This is a genomic window from Georgenia ruanii (assembly GCF_009193175.1).
Classification (GTDB): domain Bacteria; phylum Actinomycetota; class Actinomycetes; order Actinomycetales; family Actinomycetaceae; genus Georgenia; species Georgenia ruanii.
Window position 1 is genome coordinate 58,639 of sequence record NZ_VUKE01000006.1, and the last position, 21,107, is coordinate 79,745.

Sequence of the window (21,107 nt, forward strand, 5' to 3'; positions counted from 1 at the left end):
TGAGGATCGAGGGTCCCTGTATACAACAGTCCAGCCGGTCCGCTACGGTGATGTCGCGCTGCGGGTGACCGGGAGGCGCGGGCGATCGTCGTCGTCGCGCGCGCCCGACCGGCACCGCGGGTGTGACTCAGCGCACGCGGCGGTCCGAGCGGAGTGACGAGCGCCACGTCTAGTGTGTTCGCCAAAGGGGCGCCGGGGGTGCGCCGAATCGTGAAGGGGCGGTCATGGCCAAGTACGTGTACCGATTCAGCGAGGGTGGCAAGGACCAGAAGGACCTGCTGGGGGGCAAGGGGGCCAACCTGGCGGAGATGGCGAAGATCGGGCTGCCGGTGCCGCCGGGGTTCACCATCACCACCGAGGCCTGCCGGGCGTACATGCGCGACGGGCGGGTGCCCGCGGAGCTGCGGGTCGAGGTCACGATGGCGCTGCGCGAGATCGAGGACAACATCGGGCGCCGCCTGGGGGACTTTCACGAGCCGTTGTTGGTTTCGGTGCGCTCGGGGGCGAAGTTCTCCATGCCGGGGATGATGGAGACGGTCCTGAACGTGGGGCTGAACGACGCCTCGGTGAAGGGGCTGGCGGAGTTCTCCGGGGACGAGCGGTTCGCGTGGGACTCCTACCGGCGGCTGATCCAGATGTTCGGCAAGACGGTGCTGGACATCGACGGCGAGCTGTTCTCGGCGGCGCTGGACGCGAAGAAGGCCGAGGTGCGCGCGGCCACGGACGTGGAGCTGGGCGCGGAGGACCTCAAGGACCTGGTCGGCGCGTTCAAGGAGATCGTCAAGGAGCAGTGCGGGCGGGAGTTCCCCCAGCACCCGCGCGAGCAGCTGGACATGGCGATCCAGGCGGTGTTCGGGTCGTGGAACACCGAGCGGGCCCGGTTGTACCGGCGCCGGGAGCGCATCCCGAATGACCTGGGCACCGCGGTGAACGTGGTGACGATGGTGTTCGGGAACCTGGGGGAGACCTCGGGCACCGGGGTGGCGTTCACCCGCGACCCGTCGACCGGGCATTCGGGGGTGTACGGGGACTACCTGCCCAACGCCCAGGGCGAGGACGTCGTGGCCGGGATCCGGAACACCCTGTCGCTGGCGGACCTGGAGGAGCTGGACGCGAAGTCCTACGGCGAGCTGATGCAGGCGATGCGCCGGCTGGAGACGCACTATCGGGACCTGTGCGACATCGAGTTCACCATCGAGCGGGGCAAGCTGTGGATGCTGCAGACCCGGGTGGGCAAGCGCACCGCGGGGGCGGCGTTCAGGATCGCGACGCAGCTGGTGGACGAGAACCTCATCACCATGGACGAGGCCATCGGGCGCACCACGGGGGCGCAGCTGACCCAGCTGCTCTTCCCGCAGTTCGACGGCGGCGCCGAGCGCACGCTGCTGACCAAGGCCATGGCCGCCTCCCCGGGGGCGGCGGTGGGCGAGATCGTCCTCGACAACGCCCAGGCGCTCGAGCGCACCGCCGCCGGGGCGCAAGTCATCCTCGTGCGGCGGGAGACCAACCCCGACGACCTGCAGGGCATGATCGTCGCCGCCGGGGTGCTGACGGCCCGGGGCGGGAAGACCTCCCACGCCGCGGTGGTCGCCCGCGGGATGGGCAAGTGCGCCGTCGTCGGCGCCGAGGAGCTCGACGTGGACCGGGCGGCCGGGGAGGTGCGGGTCAACGGCACCGTGCTCCGCGCCGGGGACACGATCGCCATCGACGGCTCGACCGGGGAGGTCTTCCTCGGCGAGGTCCCGGTGGTGGACTCCCCGGTCATGCGGTACATCTCCGACGGGCTTCAGGCCGGGCTGGAGGCCGCCGACGACGACGCCACCCGCGAGCTGGTCGAGGCCGTGGACCGGGTGCTCACCCACGCCGACGACGTGCGCCGGATGCGGGTGCGGGCCAACGCCGACACCGCCGAGGACGCCCGCCGGGCCCGGGAGCGCGGCGCGGAGGGCATCGGGCTGTGCCGCACCGAGCACCAGTTCCTCGGTGACCGGCGCGCCTATATCGAGCGGGTGGTTTTGGCCGAGGGGGAGCAAGCCCGGCAGGCGGCGCTGGCCGAGCTGCTGCCGCTGCAGCGGGCCGACTTCGTCGAGCTGCTCGAGGCGATGGACGGCCTGCCGACCACGATCCGGCTCATCGACCCGCCGCTGCACGAGTTCCTTCCCGACCTGACCGACCTGTCGGTCAAGGTCGCCCTGGCCAAGGCCAACGGCGAGGCGGACGAGCGCGACGTCAAGCTGCTCGCCGCGGTGCGGCGCATGCACGAGCAGAACCCCATGCTGGGCCTGCGCGGGGTGCGCCTGGGCCTGAAGGTGCCAGGCCTGTTCGCCCTCCAGATCCGCGCGATCGCCGAGGCCACCGTGCAGCTGCGCGAGGCGGGCAAGGACCCGCGCCCGGAGATCATGGTGCCCCTGGTCGGCTCGGTCCGGGAGCTGCAGATCGTGCGCGAGGAGGCCGAGGGCATCCTCGCGGAGGTCGGCCGCGAGGCCGGCACCGCCCTGGACCTGCCGATCGGGTGCATGATCGAGCTGCCCCGGGCGGCGTTGACCGCGCACCGGATCGCCGAGGAGGCCGACTTCTTCTCCTTCGGCACCAACGACCTGACCCAGACCACCTGGGGCTTCTCCCGCGACGACGTCGAGGGCGCGTTCTTCGCCGACTATCTCGAGAACGGGGTGCTGACCATCTCCCCGTTCGAGACCCTCGACGCCGACGGCGTCGGTGCCCTGGTCCGCGCCGGCGTCGAGGGCGGCCGCAAGACCAAGCCCCGCCTGCACCTGGGGGTGTGCGGCGAGCACGGCGGGGACCCCGAGTCCATCCACTTCTTCCACGGCGCCGGCCTGGACTACGTCTCCTGCTCCCCGTTCCGGGTGCCCATCGCCCGCCTCGAGGCCGGCCGGGCCGCCGCTATGGCGGGCGACGACGCCACCGCGTGAGTACACACGAACACGACGCACCCTGGTACGAGCCGGGTGCACACCAGGTCGCGCCTGGGGTCCACCGACTCGTCCAACCGCTGCTGGGTGACCGTCTCCGGGCGGTTAACGTGTATGCGATCGCGGACGGCGACGGGGTCTGCCTCGTCGACGGCGGTTGGGCCGTCGACGGAGCGATCGACCAGCTCGCCGAGAGTCTGGCCACGATCGGCCAGTCACTCCGGTCCGTGACCCGGGTGCTGGTCACGCACATGCACCTCGACCACTACACGCTCGCCGTGGCCCTGCGACGGTCGCACGGCACCCCGATCGTGCTCGGGGAGGGCGAGCGGGCGTCGGTTGACGCTCTCATCGCCGACGAGCGGCCGCAGCACGAGCGAGACCTGCGGGCGTGGGGCGTGGTGCAGCCGCCGGCGCGCGCCGGCTTCCCGCCGCACGAAGGTCGGTACGAGCCTCCCGATGTCTGGCTCGACGGACCGACCGACGTCACGCTCGCCGACCGCGTGCTGCACGCCATCCCCACGCCCGGGCACACCACCGGACATCTCGTCTTCGCCGACGTGGCCGGAGGGATGCTCTTCTCCGGCGACCACGTGCTGCCCCACATCACGCCCTCGATCGGCCTGCAGAACGTCCGCAGTCCGTACCCGCTCGAGGAATACCTCGCGTCGCTGCGCCTGATGCTCGACCTGCCCGACCTGGCAGTCCTGCCCGCCCATGGCCCGGTCGGGCACAGCCTTCACGAGAGGTCCCGCCAGCTGCTCGCGCACCACGAGCAGCGGCTGGTGGAGTGCGCAGCGTCAGTGGGCGCAGGCGCGAGCACGGCGTTCGAGACGGCGGAGGCGATGCGCTGGACCCGTCGCGGACACCACCTCAGCGAGCTCGACGGCCTGGCCCAGACGCTCGCGGTCGGCGAGACCGCCGCGCACCTCGAGGTCCTCGCGCGTCGCGGGGAGCTCGACCGTGCGGAGGTGGACGGCGTGGTGCGTTACACCGTCGCCTCTGTCGTGGCGGCAACACCGGTTCTCTGACCTCGGCGAGCTGCTCGCTGAACGAGTCGCGGGCGTCCCCGCTTCCTCCCTGTGCGAGCGGCTCAGCAGGGCCACGAGCGCGGAAGCCCGATCCCCAGACGACTCAAGCCCTCTAGCGGTCCTGGTACCGAATGACGGCCGGAGTGGTGGTAGGCGTTGCGGGGCTTCCCGGCATCGCCCGAGAAGATGTCGGCGAATGACGGGGGCCTGCGCGGGTGCTCACCCAAGGCGTTGTGGAACCCCGCCCGGGGTGAGCGTGACGGCCGATCCCCTCACACCTCGCCGGTGCGCGCGGCTTCAGCCAGGCGCCCTCCACCGCGGCGGCCGCGCTGCGCGGAGCGGCCGTGAAGCCCACGGACGTCGGCTGCCCTTGGAGCGGTGTGTTGAGGATTGACGCCCGTCGCCCGGGTATTTATCGTGAGGAATTACCATCAAAGGCGAGTGAGGAAGCTCCTATGAACGTGCGCACGAGCGCTGGCAATGGCGTCGTCGGCTCGGCCGCAGACGCTGGTCTCCCGGACGAGGTCGACGTCGTCGTAATCGGGTCGGGGGGGTCGGGGCTCATGGCCGCGCTCAGCGCGGCCACTGGCGGTGCCCGCGTCCTGGTGCTCGAGTCCGAACCCCTGGTGGGTGGCACGACCGCGATCTCTGGCGGTGCGGTTTGGGTGCCCAACCATGGATACTCGTACAAGGCCCTGAAGACGTGGGACACGCCCGAGGCGGCACGCACGTACCTGCTCGGCGAGGGGCGCGACAAGGTCCTCGACCCTGACGTCGTCGACACGTTCATCGACACAGCCCCGCAGATGGCGCGGTTCATCGAGAAGCACACGTATCTCAGCTGGATCCCCGTCGTGTGGCCGGACTACACCTCCGACATCCCGGGTGCCTCGAACTACAGGTCCCTGTTCCCCGGGCCGTTCTCGCCCGACGTCCTGGGCGAGGCTGCTGCGCTTGTCCGTCCGCCAAAGAAGTCCGGCATGGCGCGCAACCCGCTGCCGCTCTGGGTCATCAACAAGATCCAGGGAGTCTGGCTGGCCGGCTACGCCATGATCGGCGCCCTCCTCGAGGGGTGCCTCCGCAGGGGGGTGGACGTGCGGGTGGAGGCCCGTGCCGTGCGCCTCCTTGCCGGCGAGCACGGAGTCACCGGAGTCGTTGTCCGGGCGGGCGGCGAGGAGCGGACCGTACGTGCCTCTCAGGGCGTGGTTCTCGCGAGCGGCGGGTTCGAGGATTCCGAAGAGCTCACTTCCAAATACCTCGGTGCCCCCTTCCCTGTGCAGGTCAGCCCGCGTGGCCACCACGGCGACGCGGTCCGCATGGCGCAAGAGGCGGGCGCCGATCTCGTCGCCATCGACCAGGCGTGGTGGATGCCAGGAATCCAGGTGCCCGGGGAAGAGATGGACGGTGCCCCGATCAGTCGTCTGGTCCAGGGGGAGCGGGCGCTGCCGCACACCATCATGGTGAACAGTCACGGTGAGCGGTTCGCCAACGAGGCGGTGTCCTACAACGACCTCGGCGCGATCATGCGGCAGGCCGACCCGGTGACGGGGGAGATGCCGAATGCCACCGCGTGGATGATCTTCGACGAGTACTACCACTCGCACTACGGCTTTCTGAGCACCCCGCCCGGGGGGATGTACCCGCCCAACGTCGTCCAGGCGCCTACGCTCGAAGAACTCGCGCGCAAGTGCGGGATCGACCCCGAGGGGCTGGTGCGTACCGTCGAGGAGTTCAACCCCCTGGCGGCGCAGGGCCGGGACCCTTGGTTCAATCGCGGCACCAGCACGTTCGAGCGGTTCTTCGGCGATCACAACCCGTTCCTCGGCAGCCGGTCCCCGAACGCGTGGGCCCCGTCGGCCACCGAACGCGCCAGGCTCGCGACCGCAACGGCGGTCGCCCCAGTCGCTGGCCGCGTCATGGCCCGCATCGCGAAGGACCGGAACCCCGCGCGGATGCGCAAGATGCTCGTTCCCTCGCTCGCGAAGATCATGCGACCCGCCCTGGACAATCCCCCGACCGGTGCTCTGGGCCCTGTCGACACCCCGCCGTACTACGCCGTGAAGGTCGAGGCGAGCGCGATCGGCACGATCGGTGGTCCGGCCACCGACGCTACCGGGCGAGTCCTCGACACCGAGGGGGTCGTCATTCCTGGTCTGTACGCCGCTGGGAACGTGGGTGGTGCGGCGACGCACGGCTTCTACGGCGGCGCCGGGGGCACGATCGTGCTCGGGATGGTGTTCGGCTACCTCGCCGGGCGGCACGCAGCATCCCGGGAGCTGCAGGGCAGGTGAGCGCGTCGGCTGCCGCCCCGCGAAGGTTTGCCTTCGCCGGGGCCGGGAAAACGAGGCCCCGGGGGAGTTGAGTAGGCCCACACGAGGGACTGCGTGCCCGCCGCCCGGATGTGGGCGGCGGGCACGTCGTTTCCTGTGCGCGGTTGCGTCGCGGGAGAGCCGGCGCACGCAGCTTCGTCGCCCGCGCTGCCCCGCAAGAGCCCGCCATTGCGGCGCGGGACGGGAGCGGTGATGCCTCGGGAGCGGGGCAGCGAAGTTCTCCCCAGAAGGACCGTTGACGAGACGAATCGTCATGATGAATACTTCGGGGACCGGTGTCGCAATGAAGCGTTGCTCACGACCGTGCCGTCGGTGGAGCTCGTCGCGCCGATGCGTCGAGCTGGAGAGGGATGTCCATGTCTTCCGTAACGCCCACGCTCAGTTCGGCACCAGCCGGACCGAAGCCCTCGGGGACCACGCCAGATCTGAGGCAGCGCCTGGCACTGATCGACCAGGGGTTGCTCATTGCCGGGCTGACGCTGGCGATGGTGGTGATCGGCGCCGTCTTCGTCGACGGAATGTTCACGGTGGAGAACTTCACGACCATGGCGAGGCTGTCCGCCCCGTTGGCCATCCTGGCCGTGGCGTCGTCCATCGTCATCATGGGCAAGAACGTGGATCTCTCGGTTGTTGCCATCGTCGGCATCGCCGGCATGGCGACCGTCCAGCTCTGGACCCGGCACGGGTTTGGGGAGTGGCAGGCGATCCTGGCGGTGATCGGCGTGGCGCTGGTGATTGGCCTGCTGAACGGCTGGTTGGTCGCCTACGTCGAGATCCCGGCGCTCTTCGTCACCCTGGGCACCTGGAAGCTGTTCGAGGGCCTGTTCAACGTCACCCTGCTCGACACCCAGAACTACCCGCTGCCGCGAGACTCCGAGATCGTCGCGGCACTGGGCAGGGGGTCGGTACCGACGCTCCTCGCTGCAGCCGTTCTGGTCGGAGCGTGGGCATTCATGAAGTACACGACCTACGGCCAGCTCATCCGGGCCACCGGTGACAGCCCCGCCGCCGCGCGCCTCACCGGCGTGCCTGTGCGGCCGCTGGTCGTCGGGACCTTCGTGATCGCAGCGTTGCTGGCATGCCTCGTCGGGCTCCTCCAGCTCGGTGTCAACGGGGGCTACAGCAAGGCCTACGGCTCTGGCGAAGACCTGATGTTCAACGCGATCACTGCGGCGGTGATCGGCGGCGTCTCCCTCACCGGCGGCCGCGGCACCATCTTCGGTGTCTTCGCCGGCACCGCGTTCATCACGGTCTTCGTCAACCTCATGACGCTCCTCAACGTGAGCGTCGTCACCAGCGTGGTCATCCGCGGCGCGATCCTCCTCGCCGCTCTGGCGCTCGATGCGTGGCTCCATCCACGCGATGAAGAGACAGCGAAGTCCGACGACCTCTGACCCCAGCCCCCAGCAGGACCTGATCTCCCGGAAAGGCACCCATGCGCAAGCACAAGCTCAAGACTGTGGCCGCCGCCTCCTTGGCGGCCGCGGCCCTGTTCACGTCGGGCTGCGCGGTGAGCGCAGGCTCGATCGCCGACGTCGCCGCCGTCACCGAGTCCGACGGCGGGCTCCCCGTCGCGGTCGACGGTGAGAAAGCGCGATCAATGGTCCACGCGAGCGTGGCGGACAAGAAGATCGCCTACGTTCCGATGAGCCTGCAGTTCGAGCTGACAGCGCTGTGGGGCCAGCAGTTCCGGAGCGTCTTCGAGTCCCTCGGTGCCGACTACTCCGAGTCCGACCCGGCCAACAACGTCGACACCCAGGTCCGGATGATCGACTCCCTCATCGACGACGGCGTCGACCTGCTCATCATCCAGAACCCGGACGTCGGTGTGCTCTCCCAGCAGGTGCAGCGCGCGCACGAGCGGGGCATCTACGTCGTCAGCGTCAACGTGCAGGGCACCCAGTCCTCCGACGCCTACGTCGGTGCCGACCACACGGCCATGGCCCAGGACCTCGCCGAGCGCATGGCCGACGACTGCAAGGCGGCGAACAAGGACAAGGTGGCCATCATCAGTGGGTTCGCCACCGACTCCAACAGCATCGAGGCCGACAAGGGCTGGGAGCCGGTGTTCGAGGAGCACGGCCTCGAGGTGGTCTCGAAGCAGCAGAGCAACTACGACGCCACACGAGCGAATGAGATCGCCACGGTGGTCCTGCAGCAGCACCCGGACCTGTGCGGATTTGCCGTCATCTTCGACATCACCGCCCTGGGTGCCGCCCAGGCCGTCGAGGCCGCCGGTCTCAAGGGGCAGGTCGGGATCTACAACTTCGACGCCTCGCGGGTCTGGTGCGAGGCGCTCGCCGACGGCCGGGTGACCGCCGGCGCCGCGTACAACGCCTCGGGTATTGCCGTGGCCGCCGCGTACGCCGCGCAGGAGCTCTTCCTGGTCGGTGCCCCCGCGGGCACGCGGCGGGTCGCGGGCTACGTGCCGCACGAGTTGGCGGACAAGGACAACTACGAGAACGTGCCGGGAGCCTGCTATGGCGTCAACTGATGTCGTGACGCGCGCCGCTACGCAGGAGGGCGCAGCCAGATGAGCACCCGCACAGTGGACGCCTTCACCCGGACGACGGGTCGTCCGTGGGTTGCCCGCTTCGCGCCACGCCGGGCGCTGGGCGACCTGTTGTCCAAGTCCTGGATGGAAGGGGCGGTGCCGATCGGGCTGGCGGTCCTCCTCGGGATGGTCGCCGTCCTCACCACGCCGCAGATCCTCTCGGGCGGTGACCGGGGGATCATCATGGCCCAGTTCGCTGAGGTGGGCCTTCTCGCCATCGCGCTGACCCTGGTGCTCGTCGGTGGCGGCTTCGACCTCTCGATCGGCGCGATGATGGGCATGGCTGCCATCGGCAGCCTGATCCTCTTCCGGGTCTACGAGCTCCCGGTCGAGGTCGTGGTCACGCTCACCCTGGTCGGCGGCGCGCTCCTCGGGGCGGTGAACGGGTTCTTCGTGGCGATCGTGAAGACCCGGCCGTTCATCACGACGCTCGTCACAGCCCTGACCTTCCGGGCGTTGATCGAGCTGATCCAGGGCGCGTACAGCCAGCGGATGATCTACCCCCGCTTCGAGATCGACTGGTTGTTCATCGGGCACGGAACCGTCGCCGGAATTCCCACGGCGCTGTTCTTCCTCGGTGTCATTCTCATCGGCACCCATATCGCGCTCACCCGCTCGCGGTGGGGCTGGTGGCTCACGGCGGTCGGTAGCGACCGCCGCTCGGCCCGGCGCAACGGCATCCCGGTCAACGCCGTGTCGTTCGTCAGCTACGTGGCGAGCGGACTGCTGTGCGCCCTGGCCGGTCTGTTCATGTCGTCCCGTCAGGGCAGCACCGCGGCCAGCGTCGGGGCGGGGTACGAGATCATCGCACTGACGGCCGTGGTGCTCGGTGGCGTGAGCCTGCGCGGGGGGCGCGGCTCGGTCATCCGTGCGACGACCGGTGCGCTCATCGTCGCCGCGATCGGGCAGGCCATCTTCCGGCGGCAGTGGGACACCGCGATGGAGACGGTCGTGCTGGCCCTGGTGCTCCTCGTGTTCGCCGTGCTGGACCAGAAGTGGGGCAAGCACCGCAACAACCTCGCGCAGAAGCTGACCATCTCGCCGTTCCGCTACGAGCCCGGGCCCCTCGAGGACGTCACCGATCCCCGCAGCAAGTGGGCGGTCAACGATGCGCTGTCCAACGCCCTCCCGATCGGCCTGGGCAAGATCGAAGGGGCCGAGGACTGCGTGGCGGACGCCGAGGGCAGCGTCTTCTGCGGGGACCGCCGAGGGTGGGTGTGGAAGTTCTCAGGCGAGAACTACGAGCACGGGGAGATCTATGCCCGCACGGGAGGCACCCCGCTCGGTCATGTGTGGGACACCGATGGCAACCTTGTCGTCGCCGTGAGTGGCATGGGCGTGTGCCGGATCGACGGCGATCGGCAGGTCGAGTGGCTCGCCACCCGGGCGCCGCGGTCCAGGTGGCAGCTCTTCGACGACAGCGCCCTGCGCTTCGCAGACGACCTGGACATCGCACCCGACGGCTCGATCTACGTCAGCGACGCCTCCACCCGGGCGAGCACCGCAAACTATCAGGCGGTGGTCGCGGAGTACCGCCCGAACGGTCGCGTGCTGCGGATCGATCCAGACGGTTCGATCGAGACGGTGGTGACCAACCTCGCGGCAGCCAACGGCATCGCGACCGCCCACGACGGCCAGTCGATCCTGATCGCCAGCACCACGATGTTCCGCGTGGACCGTCTGTGGATCAGCGGCCCGAAACAGGGGCAGTTCGAACCGGTCCTGGAGAACCTTCCCGGTGCGCCCGACAACGTCAACCGCGCGTCGGACGGCAACTACTGGCTCAGCTTCGTCGGAATGCGCACCCCGTTCTCCGACCTGGTCCTGCGCCATCCGGACTTCCGACTGAGGATGACCAAGCAGCTGCCGGTGGACGACTGGGTGGTGCCTCAGTGGAACGTCTCCTGCGTCGCGAAGTTCAGTGAGTCCGGCGAGATCCTCAAGGTCCTGTGGGACCGGGGCGGGAAGCGGCACCCGATGGTCACCTCGATGAGCGAGTACAACGGTTTCCTCTACCTCGGCGGCCTGGAGAACAACCGCATCGGTCGGGTCCAGCTCGACCCCGAGGACGTGGGGCCGATCGATCCCTATCGGATTCCCGGCACGGGGGCCGCTCCCCAGTCGCCCACCATCGAGGAGGTGCCGGTGTGAGCCACTGGCGCAGAGACCTGCTGGAGTTCATCAGTCCGGGACGTGTCCGGCGCAAGGCGATTCCTCCGCTCGAGGCGGGCTTGCGCCCCAACACGCTGCTCGAGGACGCAACAGTCCTTGCGGAGGTGCGCCCGTTCGACGACGTGGCCTTGCTCGGCGGTGACGTGGTCGTGACCGCTGGGCGGTCCTTGCTTCGACTCGGAGAGGACGGTCTCGCGACGGTCGTCGAGTTCCCAGCCGCGGCCGGCGCGCTCACCACCACCGCTGAGGGCGTGGCCGTGGCGGTCGAGGGCCACGGGCTCAGCGCGGTCATGCCCGACGGGACGGTGTCGGTGATCACCGCAGACCCCCGCCTCCACACCTGCGTCACGGCGCTCACCGCCCTGGGCGACGGGTCCCTGCTCGCCTGTGTCGGCTCCACGGCGACCGGCGAGTGGGCCCGCAACCTGGTCGCCAGGGACTCCGCGACCGGCATGCTCTTGCGGATCAGCGACGGCCAGGTCGAGGAGCTGGATCGCGGGCTGGCCTGGCCGTCGGGTGTGTGCGACGACGGCGAGGGCGGGTTCCTGCTGTCGACCAGCGTGGGACACCGCATCGAACGCCGGTCGCTGGCCTCCCCCGACCGGGCGGGAGTTCCCCTCCTGGACAACCTGCCGGGCTACCCGGGCCGGATCACGCCGGCGTCACGAGCCGGGGAGTGGTGGGTCGCTATGCCCTACCTGCGGAACCGCGCGACCGAGCTCATCCTCGAGCACGACGAGCTGCTCGCCGAGATGGTCGGGTCCATGGAACCGGAGGCCTGGCTGGTGCCCAGCCTGGCCATCGAGAACGTCTACCGCACACCGCTGCAGACCGGCTCGGTGCGTGTGCTGGGTGAGATCAAGCCCTGGGCCCCGTCGCGGACCTACGGTCTGGTCTTCCGCGTGACCGCCGAGGGCCGGGTGGTCGCCAGCGCGCACTCCCGGGCCGACGGCCGCATGCACGGCGTCACCGGCGTCCTGGAGTGCGAACCCGGATCCGTCGTGGTCGCCTGCCGTGGCGCGGGCACCATCCTCATGTTGGGAGAAGATCGCTGATGAGCACCACGACCGATGCCGCCGTCTTCCGGCTCGAGGGCGTGACCAAGCGGTACAGCGGGGCGCTCGCGCTGGACCGGGTGACGTTCGATGTCCGGCCGGGTGAGGTTCATGCCCTCCTGGGCGAGAACGGTGCGGGCAAGTCCACCATGGCCAAGATCATTGCGGGGGTGGCTCCTCCCGACGAGGGCAGGTTGGTGATCGACGGCGAACCAGTCAAGTTCGCTGCCCCCGCCGAGGCAACCGCCGCGGGCATCGCCATGGTTTATCAGGAGGGATCGCTGGTCGACACGATGACCGTGGCGCAGAACCTCTTCCTGGCCAATGCCGCGGTGCTCAACAACATGGCGCAGCTCAACAGCAAGGCGCGGCATCTGCTCGAGTCACACAACTTCCACATCGAGCCGAATGCCACCGTCGCCAACCTGGGCGCCGCGCAGAAGCAGATGGTGGAGATCGCGCGCGCGGTCCACCGCGACGCCAAGGTGATCATCTTCGACGAGCCGACGGCCTCGGTGACCCCGGAGGAGGCGCAACAGCTCTTCCTCTCCATGCACAGCCTCAAGCAGCGCGGCGTCGGGATCATCTTCATCACGCACAACCTCGAGGAGGCGCTCCGGCACTCCGACCGCATCACCGTCATGCGCGACGGGGTGCTGCAGGCGACCCACCCGGTCGAGGAGATGTCCCGGGAGAAGATCGTCCGCCTCATGGTCGGGCGCGACGTCGCCTACGAGCGCCACGCGGGAACGGTGGCTCCCGGTGTGAGGCCGGCGCTCGAGTTCGACAACGTCACCATGGGCCGGGTGGTGCAGAACATGTCCTTCTCCGCGTACCCGGGACAGGTGGTGGTCCTCGCCGGCCTGGTCGGTGCAGGACGTACCGAGGCCGCCATGATCGCGGCCGGAGCGATGAAGCGTCGCCGGATCGGCGGCGGTGAGATCCGCCTCGAGGGCGAGCCCGTCCGGTTTCGGACGCCTCGTGAGGCGATCGAGCGGGGCATCGCCTACATCACCGAGGACCGCAAGGTGCTCGGCATCTTCTCCGACCTCAGCATCTACGAGAACATCGACATCGGGTACCTGGGCACCGCCCACCCCATGCCGCCGTGGATGAGCCCGAGGCGGCGCAAGCGCCTCGGCGCCAAGATGGTCGAGCGGTTCCACGTGCGTACCCTCAACCCGGCAAAGGCGAGGCTGGTCGAGCTGTCCGGCGGGAACCAGCAGAAGGTGCTCCTGGCCAAGGGACTGACCAAGAAGCCCAAGGTGGTGATCTTCGACGAGCCGACCCGCGGGGTCGACGTCGGAGCGATCGAGGACATTCACGCCGCCATCCGCGCGTACGCCGAGGACGGTGTCGCGGTCATCGTGATCTCCTCCTACCTGCCGGAGGTGCTCTCGCTCGCGGACCGCGTGCTGGTCGCGCGCGGCGGCCGCGTGGTCGCGGAGTTCTCCGGGGACGAGGCGACGGAGGAGAAGATCATGTTCGCCGCGGTCCACTAGCCCTGGCATGCCTTCCCAACGGTCATCGAAACCCGTGTCCCGAGGAGTGGCTTCTTTGGCTGGAACGCTGCGAGCGCGTCGCGGATCGCGGCCCTGAGCGCCGCGCGAGCCGCTGATGCCGTTCTCGGGTCGTCGGCGAGCTCGACCGCCCCGCGCCCGCCGGATGGTGGTCGAGGGCGTTGTCGTCCACCGGTACCGCACTCGGTGGCGTGGCGAGACCGCGTCCTTGCCGTGGTAGAGACGCTGGAAGCAGCCCCTCGCGTCAACGGTGACGGGTGCGCCCTGGCTCGCGGTCGCCCTGCTGGGCCCGCTCCCGGGCGATCTCACGAAGGCGGGCGCGCACGAGCCGCTCGACGGCGCAGCGGGCCACGGCGGCCGTTTGCGGCGCCGCTGGGGTGGACCTTTCGCGTCCGGCGGACACCGCGCATGTCGGTGTGCACGGCCGCGGTCCCCCGCGTCGGCTCGGGCGTGGCCGAACAGCGCGGGCCGGCAGGACACCGTTTCTTGGTGGCCGGATAGCCGCCCGGAGCTGGCTTTGGGCGACCTCCCGCTGCACGGCCTCAAGCGCGAGCCCGTCCCTCCGCAACTCCGCCGCTAAAGATCATGAGAAATACTTGACATCGACTACGGACCGTTCCAGACTCCATCAGACCGTTCACCGCAACGTCCGGGGACGGTCTCTCTCTACGGCCCCATGAGGGGCACGCCGTCATGGGTTCGAGGAGGAATCTGAAGATGAGCAGGAAGAAGCGAGCCGGCCGCGTGGCCGCCGGTACCGTCGTCGCGATTGGTGCCGTCCTGGCGTTGGCCGCGTGCGCGCAGGACGCGAAGTCGCAGGCCCAGACCGCCAGTGAGGGTATCGCCTACGGCGCGTCCATCGAGACGTGGCGGGAGGCCTTCAAGGAGGTCGCGCCCATCACCATCGTCGCCCAGAGCTCGGCGCCGCAGGGGTCGGCCGTCGGCAAGATGTACGAGGAGTACTGGGCCGAGGTGGAGGAGTGGTCGGACGGGAAGATCACCTTCGACATCTCCTACTCCAACGCCATCGCCGCGACCCTGGAGGTCGACGACGCCCTCCGCGACGGGCGTCTCGACATGGGCAACGTCCTGCCGGTCTACGAGCCGGACCAGTACCCGCTGAACGCTGCCCTCGCGGACGCCTCGTTCATCGGCGACCAGGCCCCGAACATCAATCCCTTGATGTTGCACGGAGCCATGAACGACGTTGCTTGGTCGACGCCCCAGTTCCGCGAGGAGTACGAGTCGAACGGCATGGTTCCCGTCCTGCCTTGGTTCTCGGGCGACTCGAACGGTATCCAGTGTGTCGAGCCCACCTCCAGCCTGGCGGACTTCAAGGGCCGCCAGGTCGTGGCTGCCGGCCGTGTCAACGCGCTCGAGCTCGAGGCGCTGGGGGCCAGCCCCGTCTCGATGCCGTACACCGAGCTGTTCGAGGCGCTCCAGCGCGGCGTGGTCGACTGCTCGCTGAACTCCATGCGCGTCGCCACCCTGATGGGCACCTACGAGGTGGCTCGCAACTTCACCATCGATGACGAAGTCGGCCTGGCCAAGAACCCCGGTGGATGGGCGCTGAGCAAGTCCAAGTGGGACAGCCTCCCGCTGGTTGCCCAGCAGCTCCTCTTCGACAAGACGCGGGTCATCCTGGACAACAACATCGCCGGGTCCACCAAGTTCCAGGTGGACGGACTGGCGACCATTCTTGAGCAGGGCGGTCAGACCAGCACCTTCGACGATGCTGCCCGCCAGGCCGTGAAGGCGGCCAACGACAAGGCCCTCGAGGCCATGCGCGAGAGCAGCAACCTCGACGACGGGCAGAAGCTGGTCGACGACATGCGCGCGGCCACGACGGAATGGGCCAGCAAGGTGGCCGACGACCTCGGGTTCGGCGGCGACGTCGCGTTCGCGGACTTCCCGGACTGGCACAAGCAGCACGGCTACGACCTGAGCGCGTACCTCGACGCGGTCTACGAGAAGGCCATGAACCAGGCCCGCCCCGCTTAGGTCTCCACCGCTGCGCAGCAGCTCAGCACGACGCCCGTGGGCGCGGTCGGCGGCGACGCCGACCGCGCCCACGGGCCGGCGGACCTTCTGGGGCTCGTTCAGCGTCGGGAGGCACTTCCCCGGCGTGCTGGCCGCCGCGGTCCCTCAGGAGGGGGCCAGCGAGGGCTCCGCATCCGGGCGTCGGACGGCGACCGCGCGCAGGACGTCGCCGAGCCGAGGCTTGAGCGGGATGTCAAGCCCGGGCCGGTATATCTCATGATGAATTGTTGACACAACGGGCTGAACGCTGCGATTCTTCCGACTCGGCGTGACGCACGTCATAGTGCCGCGATTTCCAGGAAGGCGAGACAGCATGTCTGAGCAAGGTGCCGGTACGGACACGGCACGACGATCCTCGGCCGTCGATCTACTGATCGAGGTCCCGGCCGTGATCGTCACCATGGTCATGATGGTCCAGATCACGGCGAACGCCCTCATGCGGACCCTCTTCAGGGAGCCCCTTCCCTACACGCTGGAGATCACCCAGTACTGGTACATGCCGGTCGTGGCCTTCCTCGGCTTCATGGCCGCCCAGCGCCGTGGCCAGCACATCGCCGCGGACCTGATCTTCCAGGCGTTGCCGAGGGGCACCAAGCGCGCCGTGCTCGCCGCCCTGTACCTGCTGGCCGCCGTCGCGCTGGCGGGCATGGCCTACTACGGCTGGCACGAAGCGATCAAGGCCTGGGAGATCCGCAAGCACGCGGGCATCTCCCCGCTGCCGGCATGGCCGCTGTACTTCCTGCCGTCGCTGGCCTTCGGCGTGATGACGGTCCAGTTCGTCGCTGCGGCGATCGGCTTCATCCGGCACGGCGTCGGCCTCTCCATCGAGGAGGCCGAGCTGCAGTCGGTCGACCTGGAGGACGGCGTCCCGCACACACCCCAGCACGAGGAGCGTTGATGACGACGACCGAGCTCAGCCGGGTCCAGGTGCCCGAAGAGGGCAGGGCCCGCAGGCGTCGCGTCGGCTCCCGGCTGCTGTTCGTCCTGTCGATCGGCGGCCTCGTGGTGTTGACCGCCGCGATGTTCATGCCACTGGTGCCCGAGGCCCTGGGCGTCATCGCGTGCGTCCTGATGCTGTTGCTGATCTTCCTGCGGGTGCCCGTCTCGCTCGCGATGATGCTGCCCTCGCTGCTGGGCATGTACGCCATGCGCGGCTGGTCCTTGGTGGAGTCCTCGCTCTCCACGATGCCGTACGCGCAGACCGCCACATGGAGCCTCAGCGTCATCCCGATGTTCATCCTGATGGGGCTCCTGCTCTGGAAGGCCGGCCTGACCGAGGCCCTCTACGTGGCGGCACAGCGATGGTTGGGCTGGATGCCGGGCGGCTTGGCCGTGGGCACCAACCTCGCCGGCGCCGGGCTGGCTGCCGTCAGCGGCTCCTCGGTCGGCACCACCTACGCCCTGGCCCGCGTCGGTGTGCCGGAGATGCTCCGCGCGGGTTACGACAAGCGGCTCGCGATCGGCGCCGTCATCGTCGCCGGTCTGCCCGGCCAGCTCATCCCGCCCAGCATCATGCTGGTGATCTACGCCGGCATCGCCGAGGTGCCGGTGGGTCCCCAGCTGATGGCCGGCATCGGTCCGGGCGTGCTTGTCGCGATCATGTTCACCGGCATGCTCATCGCCTTCGCCACCCTGCGCCCCGAGTGGGGTGGGCGCGGCCCCGAGGGGCTCCGCGAGTCTCACACATGGGGCGTGCGCTTCAGGTCCCTGCTGTCGGTGTGGCCGGTGCCCCTGGTCATCGCCGTGATCGTCTGGGGCACCTTCTCGGGCGTCTTCACCGCCAGTGAGGCCGGTGCCGCCTCCGCGCTCCTCGCGCTGATCATCACCCTGATCTGGCGCCGGCACTCGGGGTCCTGGCGAGCCGTGGCCGACGCGGCCGTCGCGACGGTGAGCAGCGTGGGTGCCATCTTCTTCATGCTCGTCGGCGTGGAGATGCTCTCCCGGATGATGGTGCTCACCGGCATCACGACCGGCTTCTCCAACCTCGTCGACGAGTTGGCGCTGGGCCGGGTCGGCTTCCTGCTGATGATGCTGCTGGTGTACCTGGTGCTGGGCACATTCCTCGAGCCGCTGCCGATGCTCGTGCTCACCGTGCCGATCCTCATCCCCACGCTGCAGGCGCTCGACATCTCGCTGCTGTGGTTCGGCGTCTTCGCCGTGTTCATGGGCGAGCTGGCGGTGATCTCGCCGCCAGTGGGCATCCTCGCGTTCATCATCTACAGCATCGTCAAGGACCCCGAGGTCAACCGCGGCCAAAAGATCACCATGGGCGACGTCTTCGTTGCCGCCACCTGGTTCATGCCGATGGCGGTCCTGGTCTCCTTGCTGCTGATCTTCTTCCCGGAGGTCGCGACCTTCATTCCGGACCTGATGTCGAGCAAGTAGCGCCGCTGCTGGCCGCCGAGCTGCGGTCCGGCGACTGCGAGGCCGAGCGCCGTCATGGCGGGCTCCGCCCGTACCGGAACGGCACGCCGCCGCTTGACTAAATCATCATGAGAAATATGCTGGCGTGGCAGGTTCGCCCTGTGCGGCGCCACTAAGCCGAGAGAGGTAATAGTGCGAGACTTCCGTCCCACGCGCAGCGGCCGAGTCCGCTGCGCCACCCTCGCCCTGCTGGTCAGTGCGGGCGCCCTGACCCTCACCGCCTGCGCCGAGAAGGCTAGCTCCCGCGCGTCCGTCGGCGGGGAGGGGGTGGCGGCCGGCGCTTCGATGGAGGAGTACCAAGCGGCCTTCGAGTCGATCGACCCCATCACTCTCAACACCCAGTCGCCCGCTCCCAAGGGCTCGCCGGTGGGCAAGAACTTCGAGGACTACTTCGCTGCCGTCGAGGAGTGGTCGGACGGCAAGATCACGTTCAACGTCTCGTGGGCCAACGCCGTGGCCGCCGCGCCCGAGGTCGACGAGGCGCTGGCCGACGGCCGGCTCGACGTCGGCAGTGTCATGGCCGGTTACGACTCGGACAACTTCCCGGCGTACGCGGCGCTGTCCGACACCTCTTACATGGGCAACGGCAACCCGCTCGAGATGGTGATGGTGCCCCACGGCTACGTGACCGAGCTGGCGCTGGCGAACGAGCAGGTGACCGCCGAGTTCGAGGCGAAGGGGCTGAAGATCCTGGCCCCGGTCTTCACCGGGGGCATCAACGGCATCTACTGCTCCGACGAGCGTCGCTCGCTGGACGAGCTGAAGGGTGCGCAGGTCCGCATCTCCGGCAGCGCCCACGCCGCGGAGGCCCAGGCCCTGGGCATGTCCCCGGTCTCGCTGGCCTTCGAGGAGGTCTACGAGGCCCTGCAGCGCGGGGTGCTGGACTGTGCGTTCGCCGGCGCGACCGTCGTGCAGCTCGGCGACCTGCTCTCCGTGGCACCGCACGTGATCCTGGGCAAACAGGTCAGCCTCGGCCAGGTGCCGTCGGCGCTCGCGATGAGCGAGGCGGTGTGGGGTGACCTCCCGCTGGTCGCGCAGCAGCTGCTCTACGACCGCGGCGACGTGTTCGTGGAGTCGAACATGCGGGGCCTGCTCGGCATGTTCGAGGACGTGCTCGGCGCGGTCGACGGCAAGGGCGGCTCCATCGGCGGCCTGGATGACCAGGCCCAGGAGGCCCTGGACCGGGGCAACGCCGCCTTCTTGGCGGCGGTGGCCGACAACGACCGGATCGAGGGCGCCCCCGACCTGGTCGCGAAGATCGAGGAGGCCTCGGCACGGTGGCGCGAGAAGGTCGCCGACCTGGGGTACGACACCTCTGTCGAGTATGCCGAGTTCCCGGCATGGGTCGCCGACAACCCGATCGAGCTCGAGCCCTACATGGAGAAGGTACGGGCGCTGCTCGACGAGCACCGTCCCGCCTGACCCGCAGCACCTGTCCCACCCCCTAAGTACCCAGCGAGGAGAGACGTGACCACGCAAGCAGGAGTGATCGATCACAGTTCCGGTGACTCGACCACGATCGTGGACGGCGCGACCGTCGCCGACGAGGCCGCTCGATTCATCTCCGCGGGGGTGGTCCCGCACGTGATCGGCGGCGAACGACGCGAGTCGATCGCCGGCGGGCAGCGGGAGCTGGTCAACCCGTCGACCGGCAACACCTTCGGCGCCGTCGCCGACGGGACGGCCGAGGACCTGGACGCGGCCGTCCAGGCCGCACGGCAGGCCTACGACGACGGCCGCTGGCGCCACTTGGCGCCGCGCGAGCAGGAGGCGCGGCTGCACCGTCTCGCCGACCTGCTCGAGCAGCACAAGGAGGTGACCGGCGACCTGGACGCCCTCGACGCCGGCATCCTGCGCCGCTACGCGAGCTACATCTCGCAGTACTCCGCCAACGCCCTGCGCTACTACGCCGGCTGGCCCACCAAGATGGTCGGTCAGATCCCGCCGGTCGGACCGGACTACGTCGTGCAGGAGCGGGTCGAGCCGATCGGCGTCATGGGTGTCATCAAGCCGTGGAACGGGCCGGGCGCGATCTTCGCGCAGGTCGCACCTGCACTCGCGGCGGGGAACTCGGTCGTGCTCAAGCCGGCCGAGCACAGCCCGCTCAGTGCGACGTACATGGCCCTCCTCGCCCTGGAGGCCGGCATCCCCCCGGGTGTGTTCAACGTGGTCCACGGGGACGGCGTGGTGGGCAGCGCCCTCGTCGCCCATCGCGGGGTCAACAGACTTTCCTTCACCGGCTCGGTGGGCACCGGTCGGGCGCTGGCCGCCGCCGCCGCGCAGACCTTCAAGAAGGTCAACCTGGAGCTGGGCGGCAAGTCCCCGGTGCTGGTCTTCCCGGACGCCGACCTCGAGACGGCGGTCGCCGCGGCGACCACCACCGTGTGGAACAACTCCGGCCAGGTCTGCACGGCCGGCACCCGGACGCTGGTCCACCGCAGCATCTACGACGAGTTCGTCGACGAGGCGGTGCGCGTCTCCCAGGACCTCACGGTGGGCAACGCCTTCGATCCCGCCAGCCAGCTCGGCCCGCTGATCACCCCCGCTCAGCTGGCGAAGGTTCGCTCCTACGTCGAGCTGGGCAAGTCCGAGGGGGCGACCATGCGCTTCGAAGGCAGCGTGAGCTGCTCGGGAGGCAACTACCAGGCCCCGGTCATCTTCGCGGACGTGCGCAACGACATGACCATCGCGCGCGAGGAGATCTTCGGCCCCGTGATGTCGATCATCCCGTTCGATGACGAGGCCGAAGCGTATCGCCTGGCCAACGACTCCGAGTTCGGGCTCGCGGCCGGTGTCTTCACCACCGACATCGCCCGGGCGAACCGGGCGGCGGCCGCGCTGGACGCCGGCACCGTCTGGTTGAACTGCTACCAGGTCACCGACGCGGCGGTCTCCTACGGCGGCGCCAAGGCCTCTGGTTACGGCCGGAGCCTCGGGGCGCCCGCCCTCGAGGAGTACACGCGGCGCAAGGCCGTCTGGTCCCGCAACTACTGACCCGCACCACCACTCCGTCCACCGCGGGCGGACAGATACACAGACTGGAATGGA

The 21,107-nt window shown here is 69.3% G+C and carries 13 protein-coding genes; all 13 read left to right on the plus strand.

The window, feature by feature from the left end; genetic code table 11:
* Positions 1 to 224: 224 nt before the first annotated feature.
* Positions 225 to 2,933 (plus strand): pyruvate, phosphate dikinase, encoded by a 2,709-nt coding sequence (gene ppdK, locus GD880_RS08020; protein ID WP_152231105.1) that lies wholly within the window; start codon positions 225 to 227, stop codon positions 2,931 to 2,933.
* Positions 2,930 to 3,964 (plus strand): MBL fold metallo-hydrolase, encoded by a 1,035-nt coding sequence (locus tag GD880_RS08025; RefSeq protein WP_152231106.1) that lies wholly within the window; start codon positions 2,930 to 2,932, stop codon positions 3,962 to 3,964. The genes ppdK and GD880_RS08025 overlap by 4 nt, the downstream gene beginning before the upstream one ends.
* A 455-nt stretch (positions 3,965 to 4,419) precedes the next feature.
* Positions 4,420 to 6,255 (plus strand): FAD-dependent oxidoreductase, encoded by a 1,836-nt coding sequence (locus tag GD880_RS08030; protein WP_152231107.1) that lies wholly within the window; start codon positions 4,420 to 4,422, stop codon positions 6,253 to 6,255.
* A gap of 389 nt (positions 6,256 to 6,644) precedes the next feature.
* Positions 6,645 to 7,688 (plus strand): ABC transporter permease, encoded by a 1,044-nt coding sequence (locus tag GD880_RS08035; protein ID WP_152231108.1) that lies wholly within the window; start codon positions 6,645 to 6,647, stop codon positions 7,686 to 7,688.
* Positions 7,689 to 7,729: 41 nt separating this feature from the next.
* Positions 7,730 to 8,788: a sugar ABC transporter substrate-binding protein gene (locus GD880_RS08040; RefSeq protein WP_152231109.1), complete on the plus strand. Its 1,059-nt coding sequence runs from the start codon at positions 7,730 to 7,732 to the stop codon at positions 8,786 to 8,788.
* Positions 8,789 to 8,827: 39 nt separating this feature from the next.
* The gene (locus GD880_RS08045) at positions 8,828 to 10,999 is read left to right on the plus strand and encodes an ABC transporter permease (RefSeq protein ID WP_152231110.1); all 2,172 of its coding nucleotides are present in this window, start codon (positions 8,828 to 8,830) and stop codon (positions 10,997 to 10,999) included.
* A complete protein-coding gene (locus GD880_RS08050) occupies positions 10,996 to 12,075 on the plus strand; it encodes a hypothetical protein (protein WP_152231111.1) in 1,080 nt (359 codons plus the stop codon). Before GD880_RS08045 ends, GD880_RS08050 begins: the two co-directional genes overlap by 4 nt.
* On the plus strand, positions 12,075 to 13,577 hold the full coding sequence (locus GD880_RS08055; RefSeq protein WP_152231112.1) for a sugar ABC transporter ATP-binding protein: 1,503 nt from the start codon (positions 12,075 to 12,077) through the stop codon (positions 13,575 to 13,577). Before GD880_RS08050 ends, GD880_RS08055 begins: the two co-directional genes overlap by 1 nt.
* Positions 13,578 to 14,312: 735 nt before the next feature.
* On the plus strand, positions 14,313 to 15,596 hold the full coding sequence (dctP, locus tag GD880_RS08060) for a TRAP transporter substrate-binding protein DctP (protein WP_193314409.1): 1,284 nt from the start codon (positions 14,313 to 14,315) through the stop codon (positions 15,594 to 15,596).
* A 352-nt stretch (positions 15,597 to 15,948) separates the two neighbouring features.
* Entirely contained in the window at positions 15,949 to 16,533 is a 585-nt protein-coding gene (locus GD880_RS08065; RefSeq protein ID WP_152231114.1) for a TRAP transporter small permease, read from the plus strand.
* Complete coding sequence (locus tag GD880_RS08070; RefSeq protein WP_152231115.1) at positions 16,533 to 18,020, plus strand: TRAP transporter large permease; 1,488 nt, start codon at positions 16,533 to 16,535, stop codon at positions 18,018 to 18,020. Before GD880_RS08065 ends, GD880_RS08070 begins: the two co-directional genes overlap by 1 nt.
* A gap of 171 nt (positions 18,021 to 18,191) precedes the next feature.
* On the plus strand, positions 18,192 to 19,481 hold the full coding sequence (dctP, locus tag GD880_RS08075; RefSeq protein ID WP_152231116.1) for a TRAP transporter substrate-binding protein DctP: 1,290 nt from the start codon (positions 18,192 to 18,194) through the stop codon (positions 19,479 to 19,481).
* A 45-nt stretch (positions 19,482 to 19,526) separates the two neighbouring features.
* Positions 19,527 to 21,053: an aldehyde dehydrogenase family protein gene (locus GD880_RS08080; protein WP_226909472.1), complete on the plus strand. Its 1,527-nt coding sequence runs from the start codon at positions 19,527 to 19,529 to the stop codon at positions 21,051 to 21,053.
* The last annotated feature ends 54 nt before the right edge of the window (positions 21,054 to 21,107 follow it).